Genomic DNA, 23,521 nt, shown 5'->3' with positions numbered 1-23,521 from the left:
CACATCCGTCGAAGATGATTTCGATCAGGGGCTGCGCATGCTGCTCGACGGGATCGCCGCGCGCGGTGTCAGGCGGCGCCGTCGTTAGCTCACGGAGTGACCGGGACCGCTCCACTCACAGGGTACGGCTCCCTGCCGTCCCCGTCGTCGACCAAATCGTATTCATCGACATCGAGCTCAGTTCGAGTCGCCAACAGGAAGTCCAGCACAGGTAGCGATAAGTGCCATCCCAGCGGCCGAGGCCAGTCCTGCGCCCGATCCCATGCAGTGCCTTCGGGCACGGCCTCGACGCCATTGGGATCACCGAAATGGCGCACGACCTGCATCACCGAGCTGACATCGTCGGCGGACAACGAGACCAGCTCGGCACGAATCGGTTCCAGCCGATCCACCAGATGCCGAATCTGGTCGTCGACGCTCTCGTCGCTACGGCAAACAATCTTCCACGCATGGAACCGCGGAAGTACACGTTCCGGCGACCGGCTGCCCATGACAAGCACCTCGTCCGGCTGCATCCCCAGCCGGGCGGTCATCTCCGCAGCCGACAGCGAGGTACTCCTCACCGAGAAGTAGCAGTACTGGCTGATTTTCACGCCGTAGATCCCACCACACACGCGACCAGCCCAACGAGCCAATTACCCGCCCACAGGTTGGTGAAAGCCCTGCTCGGTAGTTCGTGCCCCTGCGGCCGATGCGTCATCGTGGGAAGATCGTTCACACGATGACGTATCTGAAGGCCGAAGTGGTTCGATGGGCCGATGACTCTTTCCCCGGGTTCGTCGAGATCGAGTTCCGACAAGCCGACGACAGCACCGTCCGTCTGGTCGAAAAGGCCCCGGTACTCGACTGCGAGGACCGGCTGACGTATGACGCTGCCTACCCCGTCACGCTGGAGCTCGGCTGCGACATCGCGCACATCGACACCGACCGGCGGGTGGCCGCGATCGAACTCCATTGGGATATGGGCGTATTCGACGTACCGATCGACCTGCTCGGCGACCTACCGGACGCCTGACGATCAAGCGTATGGCAGGCCTCCGCTGGCTGGGTTAGCCGCCGCGGTCAGCGGCAGGAGAGTCCACATCGTCCTGCCACTTCGGCGGTAGCGGTTGTCTCGGCACGCACCGGACCGCCGAACAACGCGCCGGTCGATGCCAAGCGAACGCTCGGCAAGCCGATGCGGGTGTGGTTCACGTGTGCGGCGGTTCGATGAATTCGACTGGACCGAACTCGAATTCAGCCTGTTCGTACGCTCCGCCGAGCTCTTCGTGGTAGCTGTCGGTGATCGCGTTCCACTCGGCATCACAGTAGAACAGGTATACGCCAGGGTCAGCGTCGTACCGCGCGATCGCCAGTCCCGCGAAGTCATCGACGATGCGCCGGCCGACGTAGTGCCGCGTCTTCCCGGTCGGTTCGATACGGAGAATGTTCGCAGCCGCCAGGACGTGTGCGCCATCGATGAACTGCGGAGTATCTGCCATGGGGACATTGTCCAGCAGCATGGATGCCCGCAGCCTCGACCCTGACACCAGGCAGAAGCATGGAATCGGCTGCGAGGACCTGTTCGACCGGCCGGATTGGCCGGTTCTCACAGCGCGGTATGTGGCTAGGACCGGGTGTTTTCGGTCGGCGCGGCAAAGTGTTGATGGCGCGGCGACGGGGAGGCCTAATGGAGCCCGCATTCGCGCACGGACTCCCAGGGCGGGCTCATCCCCGCTCGCGCGGGGAGCACCTCGTTAACGGGGTCGCCGTCAAGAACTACCGGGGCTCATCCCCGCTCGCGCGGGGAGCACCTGGTCCCAGCCGCCCATGATGCTGATGTCAGGGGCTCATCCCCGCTCGCGCGGGGAGCACTAATTGACCTGGACGTTTACTGAGCGAGTACCCGATCTTCATTCACTTTCAACCAATCTCCCGCTCATCGATCGATCCCACGTCGCCCTTGACCGCCTGGCACTTTGACATCGGGTGGCACCCCGACCGACAAGGTCCAGGCTCATTCCCGTGCGAGTGCTGAAACCACGATTGGGCTTGCCTCCCTCCGCGCACCGCGAGTTCGCCCGTAAGCAAGGAAGACGAACCGGCGGCGCTTCTCCCACATCACAGCCCATCCGCGCTGGACGCAAGTAGCCATTGCCATCGCGCGTGTAGTCATTTCCTCATGAGGACACCACCCTCGCCATCATGCCAGCACCATGCTGCCTCAAGTCGACCAAATCCCGGAGAGCGGCCCGACACCTTTGCGGGGCGACGACCGTGCAACGACGTTGAGGCATGCATGGGCCCATCCCCGCCCGCGCGGGGAACCAAACATGCAGGCAGTCCCGGCTAATGCCACAGCAGGAATTGAAAGAGTAGGCCACAAGAGAGAGCCCGCAATCCGCAGACGCGCAAACATGTTGCAGCACAATCGATCTAAAGGAACTGGACGTCCTGTTCGGACTCCGTCGTGGCGGCAAGCTCGTAAACGTAGGTCGGCAGGCCCGCCCACCACGTCATGTGCAACACGGCTCGGAGATGGACCCGCACCCAGCTTGCCCCGACGAGGTCAATCGGCTGCGCCCGGTTGTGACCGTCTGCTCTGGTGTGCGCGCCGGTATCGGCTGGCTTTGCTCCAACCCGGTCGCGCTCCACCGGTTTTGGCGTCGCTGGTGTGCGGTCGGAGCATGAGGTGGATTCCGTCGATGTCGATCGGTTCCCAGTCATGGCGATGGGTTTGGAACGCGAGGCGTTGTTCGCCGCGGGTGGTGTGGATCATGATGGCGCGGCCGTCTTTGCAGAGCTCGATTACCCTCTGCCAGGCGAGGTCTCGCACGCGGGCGCTGACGACCCCGACGAACACGCCGGGGCTGATTTCGAGGAACCAACGGGTGAGGTGCCCGCGGAGCCCAGCCGGGCAGGCGGTGAGAACGAGCACTACCACGGCGGGTCCTCGTCGGTGTAGGAGATGCCGGCCGCGAGGTTGCCTTTGCGGTCCCACAGTTCCACGACGTCGCCGTCCCATTCCTCGGCATCGCCGTGGCTGTCGGGCAGGAGCAGGGTGTAGATGTCGGAGCAGCAGCGTGCCAACAGGTTTCCGGCGTGCACCGCGTCGCGGACAGCGCGACGGGTGACTCCCCCGATGTCGTCACCGCCTTCGGCTTCGACGGTGGCTGCGGCGTCGAACGCGGCCGGGATCGCATACTCGGCCTTGTACAAGTCAGCCAGATCGAAGACGAATGACCGCTCGTGACCTGTGTGGACGAATCCCAGTCCCGGTGAGCAGCCCAGAGCAACGATGACCGCGTGTGCGACTCCGTACAGGCAGGTGGTCGCTGCCGAGAGGGCTTGGTTGACCAGATCGGAGGCGGCGAAGTCGTTCGGGTTGTAGTCGCGGCGTTGCCACTCGATTCCGGTGCGCTCGGCGTGCTCGCGGTAGACGCGGCGGACGCGGGCGCCCTCACGTCCACGCAGCTGCTGCATGGTCAGTCCGGTGACGTCCTCACCGGGAAACCTCATCTCATACATCTGCCGGGCGACCCGCAGCCGGGTGGTCTGGTTCGACACGGCTGCTGCTTGCGCTTCGAGCAGGCGTGAGCTCCGCGCCAGGGACCGGCCGTGCGCGTAGTAGCGCACTCCGCGCTCCCCCACCCAGACGACGGTGGATCCGCTTTCGGCGAGCAGCATCATCGCCTGGTGGGTGACGCGGGTGCCGGGGCCGAGCAGCAGGGCGCCGATGGCGGCGGCCGGGATGTGGACGACTCCGCGTTCGTCGGTCGAGGTGATCGCGTTGGCATCGCGGTGCACTGTGGCGCGTTCGATGTAGATGAACGACAGGCGATCCCGTGCCCGGACGAGTTCACCGATCCGCGGCGGCCGCGCGCCGGGGATGTCTTTCACGTCGGCGCCAGGGTGAGCAGCCCGCAGCCGTATCCTTTTGCGCGGCCGATCCCACCGACGAGAGCGCCACGCAGCCGCTGCGGGTCGGTGACCCGCAGGGTGCCTTCGAACGTGGCTGTCGACAACGACACCGTGTGGGAGTGGCGTTGGAAGCTGACCGATCTGCGGTCGGTGATGATGACGTCGGGTTCTTTGCTGTCACCGCTGACGCACTGTCCGAGCTCGAATCCGTGATCGGCGGCTTTGCGCTGCAACCATTGCAGTTGGCCGTTGGAGTCGAGGCCGGTGGTACGGCCGCGTTCGGTCGGGTCGTTGCGTGCACGATCCATGGCGCGGCGCACCGGATTGGCGGTGAGCCGGAAGTGCCACTGCTGTCCGGTGGCGAGGCCGTCGAGCAGGTCCCGGTAGTCGCGGGTTGCCCACGTAGTGGTGGTCGGCCAGCCGGCTTGCTCGACGACGTGGGTGAAGTCCGGCCGCGTCGGTGAGACGACGTAGAGGTGAATGGTGTTCTCGGCGCGATCGATTCGCCACAGGACTCGACCGTTCCCGGTCGAATCGGCGTCGTCGATGTGGTCGGTGGGAGGGAAGGAAGTCATCACCGCGGCGTGGGTGATCTGGGCTGAGGTGACGAACAGGCGGGTGCCTTTGCGCGCGGGATTGAGCGGAATTCGCGACAGGTACATCAGGCGCCTCCCAGCGGGGCGAACGGGTCGTGGCGTTTGGTGCCGTCGGGGTTGGTGATCTCGACCGCGCCGGTGACCACGCAACGCCACCCGTATTCGCGGCGTTCGGGATCGAAGGCCACGGGCACGTCGCGGACGCGTTCTTGCAGGGCTTCGTCGGGGTCTCCGGGCAGCAGGTCGCGGTAGATCGGCAGGTGCACCCTGGCGGGTTGCCGTTTGCGATACCAGGATGAGGCCTGCCACGGGGTGCCGGACAACGCGTCGGGCAAGGTCTGGTCGGTGATGTCGCCGATGGCCAGTGGTTCGGTGACCGGGCAGGATCGGCGGCCGAGGTAGAGCGGGAAGGTGGGGGCCCGCAACGCGTCCCGGATCCCTTCCAGGAGCTGACGGTCGCCGTGGATCGCGGCCACGAATACCGCGTCGGCGAGGTAGTAGCGGTAGGACAGAGGGTAGCTTTCGCGGCCGTCGAGGCTGAGCGCGACCTGGAAGTCGCGCACGAGTGTGCCCTGCTGGTCGATGCGGACCCCGAATCCGAGTCGAATCAGTTCGTCTTCGATCGGGTCGCTGCGGCGTCGGCCCTTGGCGGCGCAAATCAGGCCCAGCACCCCGCTTTTGGACGGGTACTGCTGGGTTTCGCGGCGGGTGAACCTGCTCGCCACACCCCAGGACTGCAGGGGCGCAGCGAGTTTGAGCAGCAGAACGCTCACGATGCCACGCCGAGTGCGTCACGCACCTGAGCAGCGACCCGGTCGACCACGGAACTCAACGATGCAGGAGCGGCCAGTTCGGAGAGGACCTCGAGTCCGTTAGCGGCGACGACGACATAGTTGGTTGCTTCGCTGGTGCCGTATGCGGATTCGAGGGCGCGGTAGCGTTCCAGCAGCTGCTTGGCCGCGCCTGCTGATCTGGCGGTGCCCAAGGCGTCGACCGGTGACTCGAACGCGGTAACCAGGTTCACCGGCTGATCGGTGCGCACACTGATCACGACCGCGTCGGGCAGGGTGCGGTTGGCGAAGGTGTTCTGTTTACCGGTGGGCATGCTTCGCACGAACGCGGTCAGGAAGTTCGCGACCGCGACCGCGGTCGCTTCGGCGTCGCCGAGATTCTTTGCGAGCAGTCCGACATTGACGGTGGCGTACCGGTACAGGGTGGAGGAGTTGAACTCGACCACGCCGATCATCCCGGCGCCGGCGTTGTCTTCGGGTGCGCGATCGTCGACAGCGGTGAAGTAGTCGAACTCGTTGTTGACCGAGTGCACACTCAATGCGTGGGCGACCTGGGCGGCGGCGTCGACGTTGAGGTCCGCGGAGTCGGCCACCATGCGACCGAACAGGGCGAAGTCGATGCTGTCGGCGCCGTTGGCGGCAGCTTTGGCCTTCGCCTTGTCCGACACCCCGGTCGTGGCGGTCTCGATCGCCAACTGCGCGAGCCGATCGATCTGCGCCGCACTCAAAAACAGCAGATACTTGGACTGTTCGAGCAGATCGACGGGGTCGGCAGCGCCCTCTTCCTTGCCCTTCTTCTTCGCGGTCGGTTTCTCGAGTTTGATGCCAGCGTCCGCGATCACCTTTGCTGCAGCGGCGGCCGGGTCCTCCACGGCCGTGCCGATGCGTTCGGCGACCAGCTCCACAACCCTTTTGGTGCGCACGCCCAGGGTCGCCGGATCGACCAGTTCACCAAACATCTTGCGGGTGGCGCGTTTCCAGGCCTGGCTCGACACCCTCGCGCGACGCACGCCACCGTAGACCGCGGTCTTGGGGCTGCCGGTGTCGTCGCGGTTGATGTTGGACGGGGGGACGGTCTGCAGGATGTGGACGTCGACGAACATGCGGGTCACTGGTTGTCTCCGGTTTCAGGGGTAGCGGAATCGGTGGTCGATGCGGGATTGCGGTGGTAGTCGCGACCCCACGAGAGCAGAACCTGATCGGCGTATCGACCCGTGTCGAGCTTGTGCAGATCGACCGCGAGGCGGGCATAGTCGAGCGGGATTTCAAATGCACGCAGCTGACCGATCAACCCACGCAGGTGTGTCAATCGTGCGTCGTGGTCCTGGGCGGTGCCGATGACATGGAATCGGGACCGCACCGCGTCTTCGGCACCGGCGGAGGCGCCGAGTCGCCGCACCGCACGTCCCAGGCTGCTGCGGTCACGTCGATGCATCGGCTGGGTACGCGACTGCTGGTGCAGAGCATGCAGTGTCAGGGCGTCATGGATAGCGCGCTCCCATGCCGTCGACGCCCCGGCGCGCTCGTCGACACTCGACGAAGACGGGTCGCGCAGCACATCAGGCATGTCTCCGAGCGTGAGCGCCCACAGCTCGGGCAGCCGACCGGGAGGGGTGCCGATGCCGCGGCGGAGTTTCGCCATGGCTGCCAGTGCGTCGCTCTCCCGGCGGCCGTAGGCAGCTTGGCGTGCCGAAATACTGCGGTGCACATAGTCTTCGAGGGCGTCGACCTTGTCGGTGTAGGTCGGTTGTGTCGAGGTCATGCGGGGTCTCCGTCGTCATGGGTGTGATCGAAGGCGTTTGGCACGGCCTTGCGAAGCTGGGCCCGGTAGATCTGCGAGGCACGTCCGGAGTCGAGCCACCCGGTATCGGTCTGTCGTCCGACCCAGGCGGGCTTGCCAGCCGCGTTCAGGGCGTCGGCAGCGAGTTGGTCGATGATCGGGCGCACGATCCGATGCCAGGCGCGGGTCTCGTCGTCGAAAGTATCGTTGCGTGGATCCAGGCCGGCCAGCCACCGCCGGAACGGTGCTTCCAGCGCGAAGTAGCCTTCTTCGCGGGTCCGAGCCCGCGGCCCGTCCGGGTCGCCCCCGGCTGCGCGTGCCAGATTCGCTGCCAAGCCGCTCAACGCCGAGACTGCTTCGTCGGCGGTGTCGACTGCTCGAACAGCGCACGAGCGCAGTGTGCGGTTGGACAGCAATCCGACACGGAAACCGATGGTGTCGTCGACGACCTCTCCGACGACGGATTGCTGGTTGATGTAGTGCATGCCCACCGCGTGCAAGCGAATCGGATGGGTGGGTTCCAGGACGTCGTCGACCACCAGTCGCTGTGCCCAGTGCACGACACCGGCGGTGATGTCGTAGCCCGCAGTTGGCTCGGGTTTGGCGAGGTCGCCGAGCATCGAGCTCATTCCTCGCCACAGTGACCGTTCCGGATCGTGGGTGCGGGGGTAGTGCCGTGTCTTGCCGCCGGCCTTTTTGGTTTGGATGTCGCTGTAGCGCCAGCTGCTCATCGGTTCGAGCAGGTGCTGGTTGAACGGTTCGATAGGGTCGCCGTTGCACAGCACGACACCGGTGACCTGGTTGTCGTTGGCTACCAACCGGATTCGGCGGCTCTGCCAGGTGGCCAGGTCCGCAGGTCCCGTCGGCAACGGGTCGGCCCGCACGCCGGGGCCGACGGGTTCGCGTTCCCACACCGGGACATCGTCGGGGCGGTAGCGCTGGCCGTTGATGTCGAGCAGTACGAGGTTCAACAGCAGTGTTTCGCGCAGGGTCGCGCCCTCGAGGAATACACCCCCCAACGCTCCGGCGAAGCCGACGCCGATGGGGTAGCCCTTGTTGTTCTTCACCCGCGCGTCACCGACCGCGCCGGTCTTGATGCCGGACGGGTCGAACCCGTGCGCGTGGACCAGCCATCGGGCGGCCTCGGCGAAGTCGATCTGCTGCAGGTGGCGGCCGGCGCGGGTGGTGAAGTATTTGACTCCGTTGGGCACGTCAGCGATGAGCTTGTCCAGCGGCCCGACCCCATCCCCGGCAGCTTTCAACTCTGCGACCTGGAAGAACGGTGCCTGTGGGTCGAGCAGCTCGAAACGTGCCCGGTGTGTGTCGAGATAGGTGTCGATCTCTTCGACCGGCAGGTCCTCGCGCTCCCACAGCGAGGACCACACATCCACGGCCGACCCGGTCCGGGCGGCAATGCTGCGCCGCAGGATCGCCAGCAACACACGCAGGATCGCGAACGATTGGGTGGGTACCTCTCCCACGATGCCGGACAGGTCCGGTGCGCGATGGATGACCTCACGCATGGAGAGCAGTTCGACTGTCGAGGACCGGTCGACGACCTGGATCCAGGGGTCCTCGACAAGGTTCAGTCCTGCTGTTGCCGTCGTCATCGCTGGGTGTCCGTTTCCTTAATCGGTGCCACGTCCAGTCCCCGAGTGGGGTCATAGGTCAGGAGGTGTCCGGCCAACTCGGTGCCGAGGTCCTCGTCCAGTTCCAGAACGAGTTCGCCTGTGAGCCAATGTGATTGCTGCCAGCCCGGATAGAACGTGTCCTCGAGTGTCCGCAGTACTGTGTTCATCCGGTCGTACCGGGTCAGAAAAGCGGGCAGCCGGATGGTGCACTGCGCCAGCGTTTTCGCCAGCCGCGGCTCGGGGCAGTCATCGGTGGGAACGACCCGGCCGCCCACGTCCGGGATGCTCGGCAGCACGCGGACCTCGTCACCGACGCGTTGGACGACGATCGCTTCGATGCTGTCCTCGGCATCGCGAACTTGTGCTTGACCACCGACACCGTCGGCATCGTCTCGAACCCCGGCCACCAGCCAGTCACGGATGGTCGGATTCTCGGTGTGCGGTGAGCCGAGCAGATAGTCACCGGCGCGTTTACGCTGATCGGCCACATGTAGCGCCCACGCGGCCTCGGCTTCTGCGAACACCTCCTCCCAGCCGGCGGGAACAGCGAAACGCTCGGCGTAGGCATCGGCCACCAGGCCAGGAATGTCCGCCGGAACAGTGATCCCCGACGACCGCCTGCCGGTCAGTACCGCAGCCGCACGCAGTAAACGCGCCCGGCCGTAGACCTTTTCACACCCTTTGTCCAGCTTCGGAGGGACGGGCGCCCAGTCCGCGCCGCGGACCCAGCAACGTGGATGGCTCACTCGTGCAGGGCGGCCCGAACGCAGGTGGCGGTGCAGCCGGCCGATCCGCTGCAGAATCAGGTCCACCGGTGCCAGGTCGGTCACCAGCAAATCGACATCGATGTCGAGGGATTGCTCGATCACCTGGGTACCGATGACAACCAACCGCTGGGGCCGATCACCGCTACCCGGAGGACCGAGCAACCTGCGCAACCGGTTCTCATACCGTGCACGATCCACCGACACGAATCGCGAATGCAGCAGCAACACCTCAGCGGCGCCGAACCCGCCCTCCGCGGTCATCACGTCGAACAGGTGCTGGGCACGGGCAACCGTATTACACACCACCCCCGCGGTCCCACCGTCGGTGAGAACCTCCGCCAGCCGACCGGTCAACGCCTCGGCATCGTCATCGATGAAATCGACGTCGATACCGTCGATCGAACGGCCCGACGGCGGCACTGCGCATGACAAACCAGCATGAGGCCAAACCGAGACCGCGGGATAACCCACCGAGCCGGCATCGGCCGACTCTGGCACAGCCGGACGGCCACGCCGATACGCGTCCAGCAGGGCTGCACGCTGCGTCGGCGGTAGCGTCGCGGACAACAACAGCACCGGAACCCGGTAGGCGCCCAGCCATTCCAGGACACGACACAGGTAGGTCGACATGTAGCTGTCAGCGGCGTGAACCTCGTCGATCACCACGACCTTGTTCGCCAAACCCAGATGCCGCAGCATCACATGACGGGTCTTGAGTGCACCTCGCAGGACCTGATCGATCGTGCCGACAACGAAATTGGCCAGCGGCCCCTTCTTACCGACGAACCAGCTATGGGCAAGCACAGCGCTGTCATCGCAGTCCGACCCGATATCGACAAAGCTCTGGCGCTTCAGCTGCGCATACTCCTCGTTCAACGCCGCTTTGCCGTGCGCAAGCACCATGCTGCCGGGCCTTCCCGACACCTCGTCAACCCACTGACGCACCCTCGCGAACATCGCATCCGAGGTCGCCATCGTCGGCAGCGCGATGAAGACCCCACCGGCGCCGAACCTTTCGGCAAGAACTTCGGCGGCGAGCAGCGCGGCTTCGGTCTTTCCCTCCCCCATCGGAGCCTCGACGATCAGCAATCCCGGCTCGGGCAACTCACAGGCGATGCGCAGGCATTCCTCCTGCAGGGGCCGCATCGGATCCTCACGCGCGAACCGCGACCGGAACAACTCCTGCCGGGCAGCGGTCGAATCCGTTGCAGCCCCGGCAGGGGACCAGGCCGCGGGCAAACCCAGCAGTTTCCACGCCTTCGCGGCTTCGAGACTCGACGCCCGCTCACTATCCAGCGGAAACAGATCTTGGTTGCTGGCGATCCAATCGGTCACGATCACCGCCGCCGTCAACAGCACCTGCTGCATGGTCGACAACCGGACCGTGGACCAATCAGCTACCCGATCCGCAGCACCGGTCCGTTCGGTCACGAACTCGATCAGCTCGCTGCGAGCATCAGCCCATTCCTGTCCACCCCACAACGAACGCCCGCCAGTATTGGCGGCCTGGATCTGCCCCACCGTCGGTGGGACACCGTGGTGGCTACCGATCACCACCGCATAGGTCGCTGCCACCCGCTTCGACCAACCCAGTCCGACGAGGAACTTCTCCAGAGCAATCTGCCCGGCCAGCCCGTGCGGCAACACCTTCCGATCCACCGGCACACCCGCTGCCGGCAGACCGTGGTCATGCATCACATCGAACAACTCCGGGACCTGACAGGCGAAACACGGGGTCAGCTTGCCTACGTCGTGCAAGCCCGCGAGCCAGCAGAACAACACCCGCGCATCCACCAGTCCCCCAGGCAGACCATCAGCCAGCAACGACCGAACATGCTGCGGCAACCAGTGATCCCACACCAAACCCGCCACCGCCGCCGAATCAGCCGAATGCCGAAACAGCGACAGACTGCCACCGGCACGATCGCTCTTAGCCCACGCAGACAGCACCGCCGATGAGACCATCGCTCCCCCTTCCGCGAACCCGCCCGACCAACGCGAGAGCCGACCATACCCAAACCCACCGACAACTACTCTCCCCCAGGGGAATTCGTCGGAAATCCGCTACTCGCGCAGCCTGCAACCCCGCGTGCCTACCTATCGGCGCACTGAGCGCCCCAGCAGGCCCCAGACCATAACCGGCCGGCACTCGATCAGCACACCACGCGGGTTGCGTCCTGCAGAGTGGTGTACCAGCGCCGCCTGCGCGGGGAGCACGCTGTACTGCCCCGGACGGTCTAACGCCGGAGGACTCATTCCCGCATGCGCGGGGAGCACGTCGAGCTCCCGTTCAACGACAAGGACATCGCGGGCTCATCCCCGCATGCGCGGGGAGCACTCGGCATCAAGGCTCGGTTCGCGGTCGATGGTGGGCTCATCCCCGCATGCGCGGGGAGCACTCATTCGCTGCCCTTCAGCGACACGCTTGGGCGGGCTCATCCCCGCATGCGCGGGGAGCACCATCGGCATATCTACCTTCGTATGTAGATGACGGGCTCATCCCCGCATGCGCGGGGAGCACGTGCGCGAGGATGTGTGCGCCCGCTGGATTCTGGGCTCATCCCCGCATGCGCGGGGAGCACATCGCCCGCAAGACCACGGTCGGCGCGACCCTGGGCTCATCCCCGCATGCGCGGGGAGCACACTTCCTGACCTGCACCTCTTCGGCGAGATCAGTCGATTTTCATTCACTTTCGGTCGACAATCCGACACGGCGAAGTGATGCGTTGGGTCGCCGTCCAGGACATCACCATGCACTAATGGAGCGACACCACCCTCTCCTGGGTGGAGAGGGCCTCTGGTGGCACGATCGCCCGCATTCGCCGGACACACCAGCGAAACCGGTGGCACAACAGCGACCTACGTGAAGTCCCACCTCCTCGAGGCCCGCCTTCCTTACTGTCGAACACCACCCGCTGCTCTGAGCATCGGGGCTCTGATCTGCTTGCGTGAAGCAGGATCGGCTCGGTAAAGCATTGTGCAACAGCATCTCCCCTCCGCCCGCCGATTCTGAGGAAGACGGTCCGATAAGGACTGAGGGCTCATCCCCGCTTGCGCGGGGGAGCAGCGTAATTCGCCAGCGCAGCGCACTTTTGCGACGGGGACCCGCCTGGACGCCGGAGCTCAGCTAGCTGGTCGGAAGGTGCCATGTCTAGAGCCTCCTGACCAGTCGGCCGCGCAGACGAGCGCGTCTGCGCGGCCGTGGCCTCGTCGAGCCGAGCTGCTACCGCATGGCGTGCTCGCGTCGCGCGGTGTCGGCGTGCCGGGACAGCGGGATATCGAAATGCACCGTTTGGAATCCCTCGCCGGGAGTGCGTGCGTCGTGCACCAGTCGGGCGCAGCTGCACCAGAATTCGAGAGCCCCGGGTGTGCGTGCGTCGGTGTGCAGGTACAGGTCGTCGAATTCCGGTGTGGCGTCGACGTATTCGACCGCCATCGCCACCAGTCGGCGGGCCAGGCCGCGCCGCTGGTGCTCGGGCCGGACGTAGACCCGGAACAGCTGGGCGGTGTGTGGGTCGGGATAGCGCTCGGTCAGCCAGCGCGGGTGTGGTGGGTGGCGCGGTCCCTGGGCGCGAACCGCCGTGGTGGCCACGATGTGTCCGGCGTGTTCGGCTACCCAGAGCCGGTTGAGCGGGTGACGCAGGTAGGCCGACTCGGGATCGATCACGTCGTCGTGGTATTCGGGCAGGTAGCCGATGCCGAAGATGTGGTAGAAGGTGTCGAGCATGACGCTGCGGGCGCCGGCCACGTCGGCGGGCCCGGCCACGCGCACCACGTAGTCCGTGCTCACCGCTGACCGCCCAGGGCGCGGTCGAGAATCTCGAGACCTTCCACGGCGACCGGTCCCGGCCCCGTGTAACCGAAGGGCACCGCGATGATGCGGTTGTCCCGGATCGCGCGCAGTCCGGCGAATTCCGGGCGCGCCTTCAGAGCCGCGGTGGCCGACTCGGGGGTCTGAGTGCCCTGGGTGAGCAGGATGATCACTTCGGGATCGCGTTGGATCAGCGTCTCTGTGTTGGCGTCGAACTGGCGCTTGGCCACATCACCGAAGATGTTGTCCAAGCCGAGCATTCGCATCTGGGTGGCCACCGTGCTGGTGCTGCCGTAGGCGCTGACCTTGGCCCCGTCGCGGGAGATGATGAGGGCGGCAGCGGGTTTCGCCGACGTTCCGGCCGGTTGGTGCTTGGCGGCGACGGCGGCCACTCGGCCACGCAGCTCGGCGGTGGACGCGGTGGCGGCGTCGGCGGTGCCGAACAGCTTGCCGTAGAGCTCGATGTCGGCGAACACGTCGTCGAAAGTGCCCGCGGCGTCGCGGCAGTAGCCGCGGGTGACCAGCAGTGGGATGTTCACCTTCGCCAGGTCGTCGGGGGTGACGGCCGCGCCCTCGTAGCTCACCACCAGGTCAGGCGCCCGGTTGATGATCTCCTCGCGCGCGAGTTCGCCGGTGGGGGCGACGATTTCGATGTTCTTCAGCGCGTCGGCGTACTGCCCGGGGAGGGGGGCGGTCTCGAAGGTGCGGGTGACGATGCGGTCCGCGGCGCCCGCGGCGGCGATAAGCGGGGCGGCGACCGAGCCGACGGTGACGACCCGGCGCGGTGGCGCGGTGAAGGTGACGTCGCGGCCGCAGCTCGAGATGGTCAGCGGGAAGCCGTCGGCGGCCGGGGTGGTAGCGGGCGCGGGGCCCCCGCAGCCGGTGAGGGCGGCGGCGGCGAGCAGGGCGACCGGAAGCGCGGCGCGGCGGTGGCGCAGGAGAAGGGTGGGCACGGGTGTTCCTTTCGAAGGGGAAATCAGGTGGGGGACTGCCGGAATCGCCGGATGAGCACAAGTAGCAGCGGGGCGCCGACCACGGCGGTGACGATGCCCAAGGGCAGCTCGCGCGGCGCGAACGCGGTGCGGGCCACCACATCGGCGGTCACCAGGAACAGCGCGCCGAGCAGCGCCGAGACCGGTAGGAGCTGCCGGTGCGCGGAGCCGACGCACAGCCGCGCCACATGCGGCACGATCAGGCCGACGAACCCGATCGCCCCGGCGACCGCGACCACGGCCCCGACGGCGAGGGCAACGATGCCGAGCACGAGCATCCGGAACCGGACCGGCGACATGCCAAGTGCGCGTGCGGTGTCGTCGCCGGCGGCAAGCACATCGAGGCGGGGTGCCAGCAGCACCAGCGTGGCGACGGTGGCGAGGGTGGCGATGGTCGTCGTCGCCACGCTCGGCCAGGCCGCCGAGCCGAGCGAGCCGAGCAGCCAGAACAGCACCGTGCGTGCACCCTCCTGGTTGTCGGAGGCGAAGATCAGGAAGCTGGTGGCGGCGGAGAACAGGTATCCGATGGTGACGCCGCCGAGCAGCAACCGCAGCGAGGTCATCGCGCCGTTGATGCGCGCGACCGCGAACAGCAGTGCCGTGGCTCCCAGCGCACCGGCGAACGCGCTCGCGGCCAGGGCGCCGGCCGCGACGGAGACCCCGAACAGCAGCGACACCGCGGCACCCGTGGAGGCGCCGGAGGTGACGCCGAGGATATGCGGGTCGGCCAGCACATTGCGCACCAGCGTCTGCAGCACCGCGCCGCTGACGGCCAGCGCGGCGCCGACCAGTGCGCCGAGCAGGACTCGTGGCATACGGACCAACCACACGATGGCGTCCTGCGCCGTTGTCCACTCCGCGGTCGCCGGGAACCCGACAGTGTGGTGCCCGACAATGCGCGCGACCGTCACAGGAGGAACCGACACCGGTCCCAGGCCGGTGGCCAGGACCAGCACGAGCAGCAGCAGGCCGGTGAGACCACCGACCCAGAGCAGGGTGTGCGCGCGGTGTCGGTCGTGGCCGAGATCATCGACGCTCATGCCTGCGCCTCGCTGGCGCTCGGCTCCGGCATGCGCGAGGCGCGCCGGCACATGATTCGCTCACTCCGTTCGCTCATCGCAGCGCCACCTTCTCCTCGGTGCCTGCGCGCGGACCGAACAGCAGCTGCGGCGCACCGAACGCGTCGGCCCGCTGCACGGCGACGCCGTACACGGGTTCGAGGATGTCTGGTGTGAGCACCTCGTCCACCGTGCCCGCCGCGCGGACCCGTCCGTGGTTCAGCAGGACAAGGCGGTCGCAGTAGCGGGCGGCCAGGTTCAGATCGTGCAGGACCACGATCGTTGTCGTGCCGGGCAGGTCACCGACCAGGCCGAGTAGCTCGTGCTGGTAGCCGATATCGAGATGGTTGGTGGGCTCGTCGAGCAGCAGGTGGTCGGCTTGCTGGGCGAGGGCGCGGGCGATCAGCACCCGCTGGCGTTCCCCGCCGGACAGGTGCGCGAACGGCCGCTCGGCCAGATGCCGGGCGCCGACTCGTTCCAGCGCGGCCGCCGCGGTGATCCGGTCCGCCCGCGAAATGCCCTGCACCGCACTGGCCCACGGAGCGCGGCCGAGCAGGACCGATTCCGTGACAGTCATGGGGGTGTCCGCGGAGGATTCCTGAGTGACCACCGCGAGCCGCTCGGCCAGCGCCCGGCCCCGCAGGCCGGCGACGGGGATGTCGTCGACGGTGACCATGCCGGAGGTCGGACGCAGCGCCCGGTAGATCAGCCGCAGCAGCGTGGACTTGCCCGACCCGTTGGGACCGATGAGCCCGACGATGTCACCGGGTTCGGCGACGAGGCCGACGCCGTCGAGTACGACCGCGCCGCCGTAGGCGAATCCGATGTCGCGCACTGTGATCATCGGCCCGCCGCCTCGGCGAATGCCTCGGGGATGCCCTCGGGTGGACCGGGACGCCACGAGCGGTGTACGTCCACCGAAACCGCGAACTGCCTACAGATCCGCTGTGCCGCGACCGTTTTCGCCGCCACCTGGGGGTCGCGCTCGTCGAGCAGGATGCCGGTGGTTGTTCCGCTGTGCGCGACGACCACGCCGAGGGCGCCGATGCGTTCGGCGGCGGCGATGGTGGCTTCCAGGTGCGGACGCTCACGCAGCGGTGCGCTGAGGCGGGCGCTGCGCGTGGACACCGCGCCGATGGTGGCGGCATCACCCCGGGCAACGGCCTCGATGAGTGTGGCGAGCAGCGAGCTGTATTCGCGTGCGACGGCGGGCGGCACGGCAGGCCGGTTCCGGTCGAAGGCGACCGTGTCGACACAGCCGCCCTCGTCACCGGTGACGACGGTCAGCGGCGGCAGTGCGCCGAGGGCGGCCAGCAGGCGGACCTCGCGATGGTAGTAGGCCACCGCCCCCGGATACATGACGCCGTCGGAGGGTTCGATGCCGCGCAAAACGGCCTCGATCTCGGTGGCGGCCAGTGTCCTGCCCTCCGCGTCGGCGACGGCGCGTGCGGTCGCGACCAAGTCGGCGGTGGAGCTGGCCAGGCCCTTGCCCTCGGGCAGGTCGCCGAGCACGGTGAGCACGCCGCCGCGCAGCGCCGCGGATCCGGCGAGCACGGCGGCCGCGACAGCACGCGACTTGGTCTTGTGGGCGGGCACGACGGTCACGTCGTCGCGGCTGGGGTCGGGTTCGAACACGGCCACCGAACCGCGGGTGATCGGCAGGGTGACCAGGAAATCACGCCCGTTCTCGGCGGTGACGCCCTGGAGAAGTTCACCACAACTGCCGAAGGCGGCGCCGACGCCGACGCGGATCGGGACGCTCATCGAGCCTCCCCGCCGCGGGGACGAGCGACCACGTGCAATCGGTCGCCGTCGAGACGGTCGCCGAGTGTTCCGTCACCGGGCCACGCCGGTGTGGTCAGCGGGCCCGGCTGGTCGAACAGGGCCAGCACCTCGAATCCGGCACTGTCGAGCAGGTGACGCAGTTCCTGCGGGAAGAGCAGCCGCCAGGCGGTGTGCTGGGCGACAGGCTCCTCGCAGCCCGGCCAGGTCCACACTCGTTCCCGGCGCAGCAGCTGGGCGGGCAGGTCGACGGTGAGGCGGGTGCGCGAGGTGTAGGTCAGGCCCTCCCATTCGATGTGCCGCTGCGGCTGGTCGTCGAGAAGTTCGCGACGGCCTCGATCGGTCAGCAGAAAGGCGCCGTTGCGCATCTCCAGGACGAGCAGGCCGCCCGGCCGCAGGCAGGCGGCGAAACGGTGCAGTGCGGTGAGCACGTCGGCGGTGTCGTGCAGGTGCAGCAGGGTGCTGCCAAGGCAGGTGAGCACGTCCACCGGGGCCGGGGTGTCGAGGGTGCGCAGGTCGCCGACCACGAATTCGACGGCGGGGCAACGGGTCCGGGCGTAGCGGACCATCTGTTCGGACAGGTCGACGCCGCGCACCCGGTAGCCGAGTTCGGCCAAGCGGGCAGCGTCGCGGCCGGTACCCGAGCCCGCGTCTAGCAGGCTGAGCCGCGGGCCGGTGCCGAAGCGGTCCACCAGGTCGGCGACGAAACGCGCGTTGTCCGCACCCGTGCCGGGGAAGGTGCGCTCGTAGAGGGCGGGGTTGTCGGTGAGCAGGTTCTCGCTGAAGCGGACCGGGCCTGCGGGGGTCATCGGTTGCCTTTCGCGGGGCGCAGCGGCTGCGCCGGGGAAGTCGATACTTCGGGGCCGGGCAGGAGCCGCGCGCGGTGCAGGGTCAGCACCGCGGCGGCCGAGCCGAATCCGAGCGCGGCGCACACCAGGGCGGGCGGCCATCCCAGCGGCCCGCCGCCGTGGTCGACGACCGCGCCGACCAGCGCACCGGCGGCCAATGTGAGCAAGCCTGAAGCCAGATAGAAAGCGCCGTAATAGGTTCCGGTGAGGGTGGGGCCGGAGAAGCGTGGGATGGCCTCGTTCACGAACGGCTGCGCCACCGTCACCCCCAGTGCCAGCACCACCGCGCCGAGCAGGACGGGAGCGATGCGCACGGCGACCTCGGTGACGCCGGTCCCGGCGGGAAGATCTCCTGCCGCCGCCAGAGGTACCGGCAGGAACGCCGCGCCGAGCAAAGCCATTCCGGCGGCCATCATCGGGCCGCGCTCGCCGCGGCGGCCAAGCACCCGGGTCACCGGAACCTGCATGACCACCACCGCGACGGTCTCCACGACGAAGAGGGCGGCGACGGCGGCCGGACCTGCGGCGGCCCCGGCCAGGTCGCGTGCCTGCAGGGTGAACAGCAGGTACAGCTGGCTCTGCAGCGCGAACAATCCGGCCAGCGCCAGCGAGAACGCCCAGAACCGGCGGTCGGTGAACACGGTGGCGAAGTCCGCGCGCAAGGTGGTGCCACTCGGTGGTACGGGCCGGTTCGGCAAGAGCAGCAGCTGCGCCACGGTCAATCCGGCGAACACCGCTGCCGCCGTCAGCGCGGTGATCCGGAAACCCGCTCCCACCAGCACGGTCCCGATCACCGGACCGAGCGCGCATCCGGCGTTGCCGAATACGTTGAACCAGGCGAAGGCTTGCGCCGCGCGGTCCTCGCTGTCACGGGCGATGTAGGCGCGCACGGCCGGGTTGAACAGGGCGCCCGCGAATCCGGTGAGCACCGACCCGGCCAGCACCACCAGCAGCGACCCGCCGATCGCGAACAGCGCGAAACCGACCGCGCGGATGCCCGCGCCCACGATGATCACCCCGCGCGCGCCGAGCCGGTCCGCCGCCGACCCACCGACCAGGAACAAGCCCTGCTGGCTGAGATTGCGCACGCCGAGAACAATGCCGACGACTGTCACCGACAGTGCCAAATCCGTGCGCAGGTAGTCGGCCAGAAACGGCACCAGCATGAAGAACCCGATATTGCCCAGGCACTGATTTGCCAGTAGCAGCCGCACCGACCGCGGGAGACTCCGCAGCTCCGTGAAGGCGCTCACCGGGCCGTTACCACGGTGGTGACGCCCAGACCAGGCCCGGCCGGGGTGCTCAGGACGCCGTCGGCGGCCCCGAGACCGGTCCACGGGTCCTCGGCCAGCAGCAGGTGCCCGTCGAGGTCGACCCAGCGCGCGGCGCCGAGCAGATGCACCGCTGGGGCGATGCCGAGCGAGCTGGCGGCCTGACAGCCGAGCATCACGTCCAGGCCGCGGTCGCGGGCGTGGCCGACCATGGCGAGCGCGGCATCGAGCCCGCCGCATTCGGCGAGTTTGATGTTGATGCCGCCGATCCCGTCCGGCAGCTGGTCCAGGTCGGCGACGGTGCCCGCGTCCTCGTCGGCGATCACCGGCATCGGCGCGGCGGCGGCGACCTCGGCCAGCCACGCCGGCCGACCGGCGGGCACCGGCTGTTCGACGGCGGCGATATCGAGCTCGGCCAGTGTCCGCAGCACCATCACCGCGGTAGCGGCGTCCCAGGCGCCGTTGGGGTCGAGCAGCAGGGTCGCCGACGGGGCGACGGCACGCACCGCGCGGACGCGGGCGATGTCGTCGGCCGGGTCGGGCCCGCCGAGTTTCATCTTCACCACGGAGAACCCGGCGGCGGTCAGTTCGGCGGTGCGGTCACCGGTCTCGGCGACGCTCGTCAGGCCGATCGTGCAGGCGGTCGGTACCCGAACACGATGAGGCAGGTCGAGATATGTGGCAACGGAGACGCCTGCGCGGCGGGCCAGCAGGTCGTGCACCGCGCTGTCGACGGCGCAGACCACCGGCAGCGGGAAGGCGGCGCGCAGGCCGGGCAGGTTCGCGCGAAGTTGTTCGGGCACACCGCAGGCCTCGACCTGGGCGGCCAGTGCGGTGAGCGCGGTGGTGATGCGCGCGGTGTCGAGTCCCAGCCGAGGGCTGGTGACCACTTCGCCCCAGCCTTGGTCTTCCCCGTCGGTCAGACGCACCCACACCGCGTCGCGTCCGGACATGATCGCGCGGGAGATGTGCAGGGGGCGAGCCAGTTCCAAGCGGGTGCTCTGCCAGGTGATCCTCATGCGCCGACCTGCTCGCGACGGGGGTCACGCACCACCGCGCACCGAGCCCAGCCGTGGACCTCCGCAGCATCCGGGGCGGCGAGCTCGTCCGGTTCGGTGGCCGGTATCGCGGTGAGGCCGTGCCGGTGGCACCAGTCGTCGTCGTAGATCGAGCGCAGGTAGCGGTGCGGTCCGTCCGGAAATACCGTGAGGACGCGGGACTCGGGTTCGCGCCGTGCCAGCCAATCCGCGACCAGGGCGGCCGCCCCGGTGCTCCAGCCGCCGGCGACGCCGATCCGTGCGGCCAGCCCGCGGCAGGAGGCCACCGCCTCGGCCGCCCCGACCCAGTGCACCTCGTCGAAGTCGTCGTAGGCCACATTGCGCGGCAGGATGCTGCTGCCGAGGCCGCGCATCAGGCGCGGCCGGTCGGGTTGGCCGAAGATCCGCGACCCGGCCGCGTCCACGCCGACGACCCGCAGATCCGGCCAGCGGGTGCGCAGTACTCGGACAAGTCCCGCGCAGTGCCCGCCCGACCCGATCGCGGCGACCAGGACGTCGACTCGGTCGACTTGGTCGAGTATTTCCTGGCCCATCGCCGTGTAACCGGCCGCGTTGTCGGGGTTGTCGTACTGGTCGGGCCAGTAGGCGTCCGGTGTCGCGGCTACGAGGGCGGCGAGCCGGTCGAGCCGGGCCTGCTGCCATCCACCGTCGGGGTGTGATTCGGTGACGATGTCGAGTCCGACGCCGAAAGCGGTGAACAGGGAGCGCATCTCCGGTTCGAGACCGGCGTCGACCACGAGGGTCACCGGATGGCCGAGCGCTTTGCCCGCCAGAGCGAGGCCCAGCCCCAGTGTGCCGCTGGTGGATTCGATCACCGGCGCACCGGGTGCGAGCTCGCCGCGGGCGCGGGCGGCGGTCAGCATGGAGACCGCGGCGCGTGCTTTCATTCCCGCGACGCTCGCCGCCTCCAGTTTGGCCAGATAGTGGGTGGCGCCGGCGGGGACCGGGATCACGGGAGTACCCCCGACCAAAGCCAGCAGATCCGGTTGGGGTTTCACGCGTCCACCTCGCCGCGGTAGTGGAACAGGGTGCTCGGTCCGCCGTCGAGGGAGAAGAACGGATACGGTTCGGCCGACAGGGCGTATACACCGGCGCCGAGGAACCACGGCAGCACCGCACTGCCGCTCTGGGCGTAGGCGACGAGCGGGAGCGAGCGGTCTCGAGCCTCGGCCGCCAAAGCGTCGAAGGAACCGTTGCCCAGGGTCATCCCGGTCACCAGCATGGCGTCGTAGTCACGGGCGACTCGGTCGAGGTCGCGATGCACCGGTTCGCCCCACTCGGTGGTGCCGCCAGCGAAATCGCAAGGCAGATACGTTATTCCGCGCTCACGCAGCGCGGCGAGCAGCGATCCGACCACGCCGACGACCAGCACGCGGCGGGTGCGCGCAGGCAGCAGCGCCACCACCGCCCGCGCCCGCTGCCGGGATTTCGTCAGACTGTCGCCGGGCTCGATCGCCACCGCACGAGCCATCGCGCCGGCTGCCGCTGGATGCGGGTGCAGGTGCATCAGATAGGCGTCCAGGGCGGCGATGCGCACCGGCAGCAGCGGGTGCCGCAGGAGATCGGCCACGCGGACACCGACACAGTCGTTGAGCAGTTCGTCGTTGTCGGCGGCGGGCTCGACACTGCACGAGCCGACCGCGGCTCCGGTGCGCAGGCCGAGCACGGCATTGTGGTAGCCGCTGCGGCTGCCCCGGTGCCGGGTGTCGTATCGGGTGAGGAAGGCGTTGGAGATCGTGAGGGTCGCCGGGTCGGGGCCGAGACGTCCGTCCGCGGCCCGGGTCAGGAGTTCGGCGACCGATTGCGGGGCGGTGGTCTGCACGGGACTCATCGAGCGACCTCGACCGACAGTTTTTCGATCAACGATTGAGCGAGATCTCCTGCGGCGCCGGAGGATTCGACGGCAACCATGACGTGGCCGAGGTAGTTGTTGTTGTTCGTCGCGGCCTGCACGGTCGCGCCGGGTTCGGCCAGGGTGTGCTCGACGATCCGCGGGTCGTGCGGCCAGTTCTGCGCACCCGACAGCGCGATCAAGGCGCCCGCCTCCTGTGGCACCACGAAAGCGATGGCGGCACTGCCGATTCCGGTGGGCCGCACCGTCAGATCGGGTGTCTGCCCCGCGGCGACCTGTGCGTGGACGGCGGCCAGATCAATGCCGGTGACCCGGCGGACGAGTTCGGTGATGCGGTTGCCCGCCGGGCGCGGGTTCACCTCGATCAAACGTGGACCTTCCGCGGTGAGCATGATCTCGATGTGGGCGACGGTGTCGTCGAGGCCGAGCGCGGAGATCGCGGCGCGGGCCGTGCCGGTGAGGGCTTCGTGTTCAGCCGGGGAGAGCGCGGCGGGGAACATGTGGCCCGCCTCGATGAACGCCGGGGCGCCGGTGAGACGTTTGTCGGTGACGCCGACCACGGTGGTGATGCCGCGGGCGGTCACGGTCTCGACGCTGAATTCCGGTCCGTGAAGGAGCTTTTCGACGAGGACCTGGGGTGAGCGCTCCTGGCCACGGGCATTGCGTGGGAATCCGCCGAGCCTGTCGAGCGCCTCGCGCAGTTGGGCGTCGTCCTCGGCGCGGGTCACGAACATGCCGCCACACAAGTCGACCGGTTTGACCACCACCGGGTAGCCGATGCCCCGCGCCGCCTCGACGGCCTCCTCGGCGCACGTCACCACCGCGAACGCCGGACCAGGAACACCGGCAGCCCCGCACAGTTCCCTGGTGCGGTGCTTCTGGCAGGCCGCGGCGACCGCGTCGCGGCCCGGGCCGGGCAGACCCAAGTCGGCGGCGATCGCCGCCACGGTGGGCAGGTAGTAGTCGCAGGATGACAGCACCCCGTCGAAGCCGAGCACCTCGTGCAGGCGCCGCACGTAGGGCAGCAGCGTGTCCTCGTCATTGGTCTCGGCGGTGAGCACATTGGCCGCGGCGAGCAGCGGATGCGTACCCGGTTTCCCGCGCAGGTAGTGCCCCAGATCGCGGGTCAGGAAGCTGAACGTGTGCCCGCTGTCCCCGATTCCGGCCGGCAGCAGTGTGCTCATCGACCCGACCCAGCTCTCCACCATCAGCAGGTGTCCCAACAGAAGCCTCCAAACGTTGCGCAGATGCTAATGATAACCATTATCCTTAGCTGCACGACAACCCTCGGTTGCGACGCCCTTTGCGGCGTAGCGCGTTTCGTCGTCCGACTTGCGCTAATGATAATCGTTATCAATAGTAAGGTAGCCGACACATCGCTCGG

22 protein-coding genes are annotated in these 23,521 nt (G+C 67.9%); 1 reads left to right on the top strand and 21 read right to left on the bottom strand.

The window, feature by feature from the left end; translation table 11 throughout:
- Positions 1–89 precede the first annotated feature (89 nt).
- The gene (locus AB0H61_RS15045) at positions 90–635 is read right to left on the bottom strand and encodes a DUF4279 domain-containing protein (protein WP_357303910.1); all 546 of its coding nucleotides are present in this window, start codon (positions 633–635) and stop codon (positions 90–92) included.
- 86 nt (positions 636–721) lie between these two features.
- Between AB0H61_RS15045 and AB0H61_RS15040 the strand changes: the two genes are divergently transcribed.
- The gene (locus AB0H61_RS15040) at positions 722–1,015 is read left to right on the top strand and encodes a hypothetical protein (protein ID WP_357303908.1); all 294 of its coding nucleotides are present in this window, start codon (positions 722–724) and stop codon (positions 1,013–1,015) included.
- Positions 1,016–1,190: 175 nt separating this feature from the next.
- Here the strand turns inward: AB0H61_RS15040 and AB0H61_RS15035 are convergent, their stop codons facing one another.
- From AB0H61_RS15035 to AB0H61_RS14940, 20 genes are all read right to left on the bottom strand, one after another.
- Positions 1,191–1,481 carry a hypothetical protein gene (locus tag AB0H61_RS15035; protein WP_357303905.1) on the bottom strand — a complete coding sequence of 97 codons (291 nt, stop codon included), beginning with the start codon at positions 1,479–1,481 and terminating at the stop codon, positions 1,191–1,193.
- A 1,067-nt stretch (positions 1,482–2,548) separates the two neighbouring features.
- A complete protein-coding gene (gene cas2e / locus AB0H61_RS15030) occupies positions 2,549–2,923 on the bottom strand; it encodes a type I-E CRISPR-associated endoribonuclease Cas2e (RefSeq protein WP_357303902.1) in 375 nt (124 codons plus the stop codon).
- Positions 2,917–3,879, bottom strand: a complete 963-nt coding sequence (gene cas1e, locus AB0H61_RS15025) for a type I-E CRISPR-associated endonuclease Cas1e (RefSeq protein ID WP_357303900.1) — start codon at positions 3,877–3,879, stop codon at positions 2,917–2,919. The genes cas2e and cas1e overlap by 7 nt, the downstream gene beginning before the upstream one ends.
- Positions 3,876–4,562: a type I-E CRISPR-associated protein Cas6/Cse3/CasE gene (gene cas6e, locus AB0H61_RS15020; protein WP_357303897.1), complete on the bottom strand. Its 687-nt coding sequence runs from the start codon at positions 4,560–4,562 to the stop codon at positions 3,876–3,878. The genes cas1e and cas6e overlap by 4 nt, the downstream gene beginning before the upstream one ends.
- Positions 4,562–5,269, bottom strand: coding sequence for a type I-E CRISPR-associated protein Cas5/CasD (cas5e, locus tag AB0H61_RS15015; RefSeq protein ID WP_357303894.1), 708 nt, complete (start codon positions 5,267–5,269; stop codon positions 4,562–4,564). Before cas5e ends, cas6e begins: the two co-directional genes overlap by 1 nt.
- On the bottom strand, positions 5,266–6,390 hold the full coding sequence (cas7e, locus tag AB0H61_RS15010; RefSeq protein ID WP_357303949.1) for a type I-E CRISPR-associated protein Cas7/Cse4/CasC: 1,125 nt from the start codon (positions 6,388–6,390) through the stop codon (positions 5,266–5,268). The genes cas5e and cas7e overlap by 4 nt, the downstream gene beginning before the upstream one ends.
- Positions 6,391–6,395: 5 nt before the next feature.
- A complete protein-coding gene (casB, locus tag AB0H61_RS15005; protein ID WP_357303891.1) occupies positions 6,396–7,049 on the bottom strand; it encodes a type I-E CRISPR-associated protein Cse2/CasB in 654 nt (217 codons plus the stop codon).
- Entirely contained in the window at positions 7,046–8,677 is a 1,632-nt protein-coding gene (gene casA, locus AB0H61_RS15000; protein ID WP_357303889.1) for a type I-E CRISPR-associated protein Cse1/CasA, read from the bottom strand. The genes casB and casA overlap by 4 nt, the downstream gene beginning before the upstream one ends.
- Positions 8,674–11,430, bottom strand: a complete 2,757-nt coding sequence (gene cas3, locus AB0H61_RS14995) for a CRISPR-associated helicase Cas3' (protein WP_357303886.1) — start codon at positions 11,428–11,430, stop codon at positions 8,674–8,676. Before cas3 ends, casA begins: the two co-directional genes overlap by 4 nt.
- A gap of 1,258 nt (positions 11,431–12,688) precedes the next feature.
- Positions 12,689–13,255, bottom strand: coding sequence for a GNAT family N-acetyltransferase (locus AB0H61_RS14990; protein WP_357303883.1), 567 nt, complete (start codon positions 13,253–13,255; stop codon positions 12,689–12,691).
- Positions 13,252–14,229, bottom strand: coding sequence for an ABC transporter substrate-binding protein (locus tag AB0H61_RS14985; protein ID WP_357303880.1), 978 nt, complete (start codon positions 14,227–14,229; stop codon positions 13,252–13,254). Before AB0H61_RS14985 ends, AB0H61_RS14990 begins: the two co-directional genes overlap by 4 nt.
- Positions 14,230–14,252: 23 nt before the next feature.
- A complete protein-coding gene (locus tag AB0H61_RS14980) occupies positions 14,253–15,308 on the bottom strand; it encodes an iron ABC transporter permease (protein WP_357303877.1) in 1,056 nt (351 codons plus the stop codon).
- Positions 15,309–15,381: 73 nt separating this feature from the next.
- Positions 15,382–16,170, bottom strand: a complete 789-nt coding sequence (locus tag AB0H61_RS14975) for an ABC transporter ATP-binding protein (RefSeq protein WP_357303874.1) — start codon at positions 16,168–16,170, stop codon at positions 15,382–15,384.
- Positions 16,167–17,090 carry a hypothetical protein gene (locus AB0H61_RS14970; RefSeq protein WP_357303871.1) on the bottom strand — a complete coding sequence of 308 codons (924 nt, stop codon included), beginning with the start codon at positions 17,088–17,090 and terminating at the stop codon, positions 16,167–16,169. The genes AB0H61_RS14975 and AB0H61_RS14970 overlap by 4 nt, the downstream gene beginning before the upstream one ends.
- Positions 17,087–17,917 (bottom strand): class I SAM-dependent methyltransferase, encoded by an 831-nt coding sequence (locus AB0H61_RS14965; protein WP_357303869.1) that lies wholly within the window; start codon positions 17,915–17,917, stop codon positions 17,087–17,089. Before AB0H61_RS14965 ends, AB0H61_RS14970 begins: the two co-directional genes overlap by 4 nt.
- A complete protein-coding gene (locus AB0H61_RS14960) occupies positions 17,914–19,209 on the bottom strand; it encodes an MFS transporter (RefSeq protein ID WP_357303865.1) in 1,296 nt (431 codons plus the stop codon). The genes AB0H61_RS14965 and AB0H61_RS14960 overlap by 4 nt, the downstream gene beginning before the upstream one ends.
- Positions 19,206–20,246 (bottom strand): enolase C-terminal domain-like protein, encoded by a 1,041-nt coding sequence (locus tag AB0H61_RS14955; protein WP_357303862.1) that lies wholly within the window; start codon positions 20,244–20,246, stop codon positions 19,206–19,208. The genes AB0H61_RS14960 and AB0H61_RS14955 overlap by 4 nt, the downstream gene beginning before the upstream one ends.
- Entirely contained in the window at positions 20,243–21,283 is a 1,041-nt protein-coding gene (locus AB0H61_RS14950; RefSeq protein WP_357303860.1) for a PLP-dependent cysteine synthase family protein, read from the bottom strand. Before AB0H61_RS14950 ends, AB0H61_RS14955 begins: the two co-directional genes overlap by 4 nt.
- Positions 21,280–22,116, bottom strand: coding sequence for a hypothetical protein (locus tag AB0H61_RS14945; protein ID WP_357303857.1), 837 nt, complete (start codon positions 22,114–22,116; stop codon positions 21,280–21,282). Before AB0H61_RS14945 ends, AB0H61_RS14950 begins: the two co-directional genes overlap by 4 nt.
- Positions 22,113–23,360, bottom strand: coding sequence for an ATP-grasp domain-containing protein (locus tag AB0H61_RS14940; protein ID WP_357303855.1), 1,248 nt, complete (start codon positions 23,358–23,360; stop codon positions 22,113–22,115). The genes AB0H61_RS14945 and AB0H61_RS14940 overlap by 4 nt, the downstream gene beginning before the upstream one ends.
- Positions 23,361–23,521: the final 161 nt, after the last annotated feature.

It is taken from the genome of Nocardia sp. NPDC050710 (genome assembly GCF_040654375.1).
Lineage (GTDB): Bacteria > Actinomycetota > Actinomycetes > Mycobacteriales > Mycobacteriaceae > Nocardia.
This window is presented reverse-complemented; position numbering and strand designations above follow the sequence as displayed.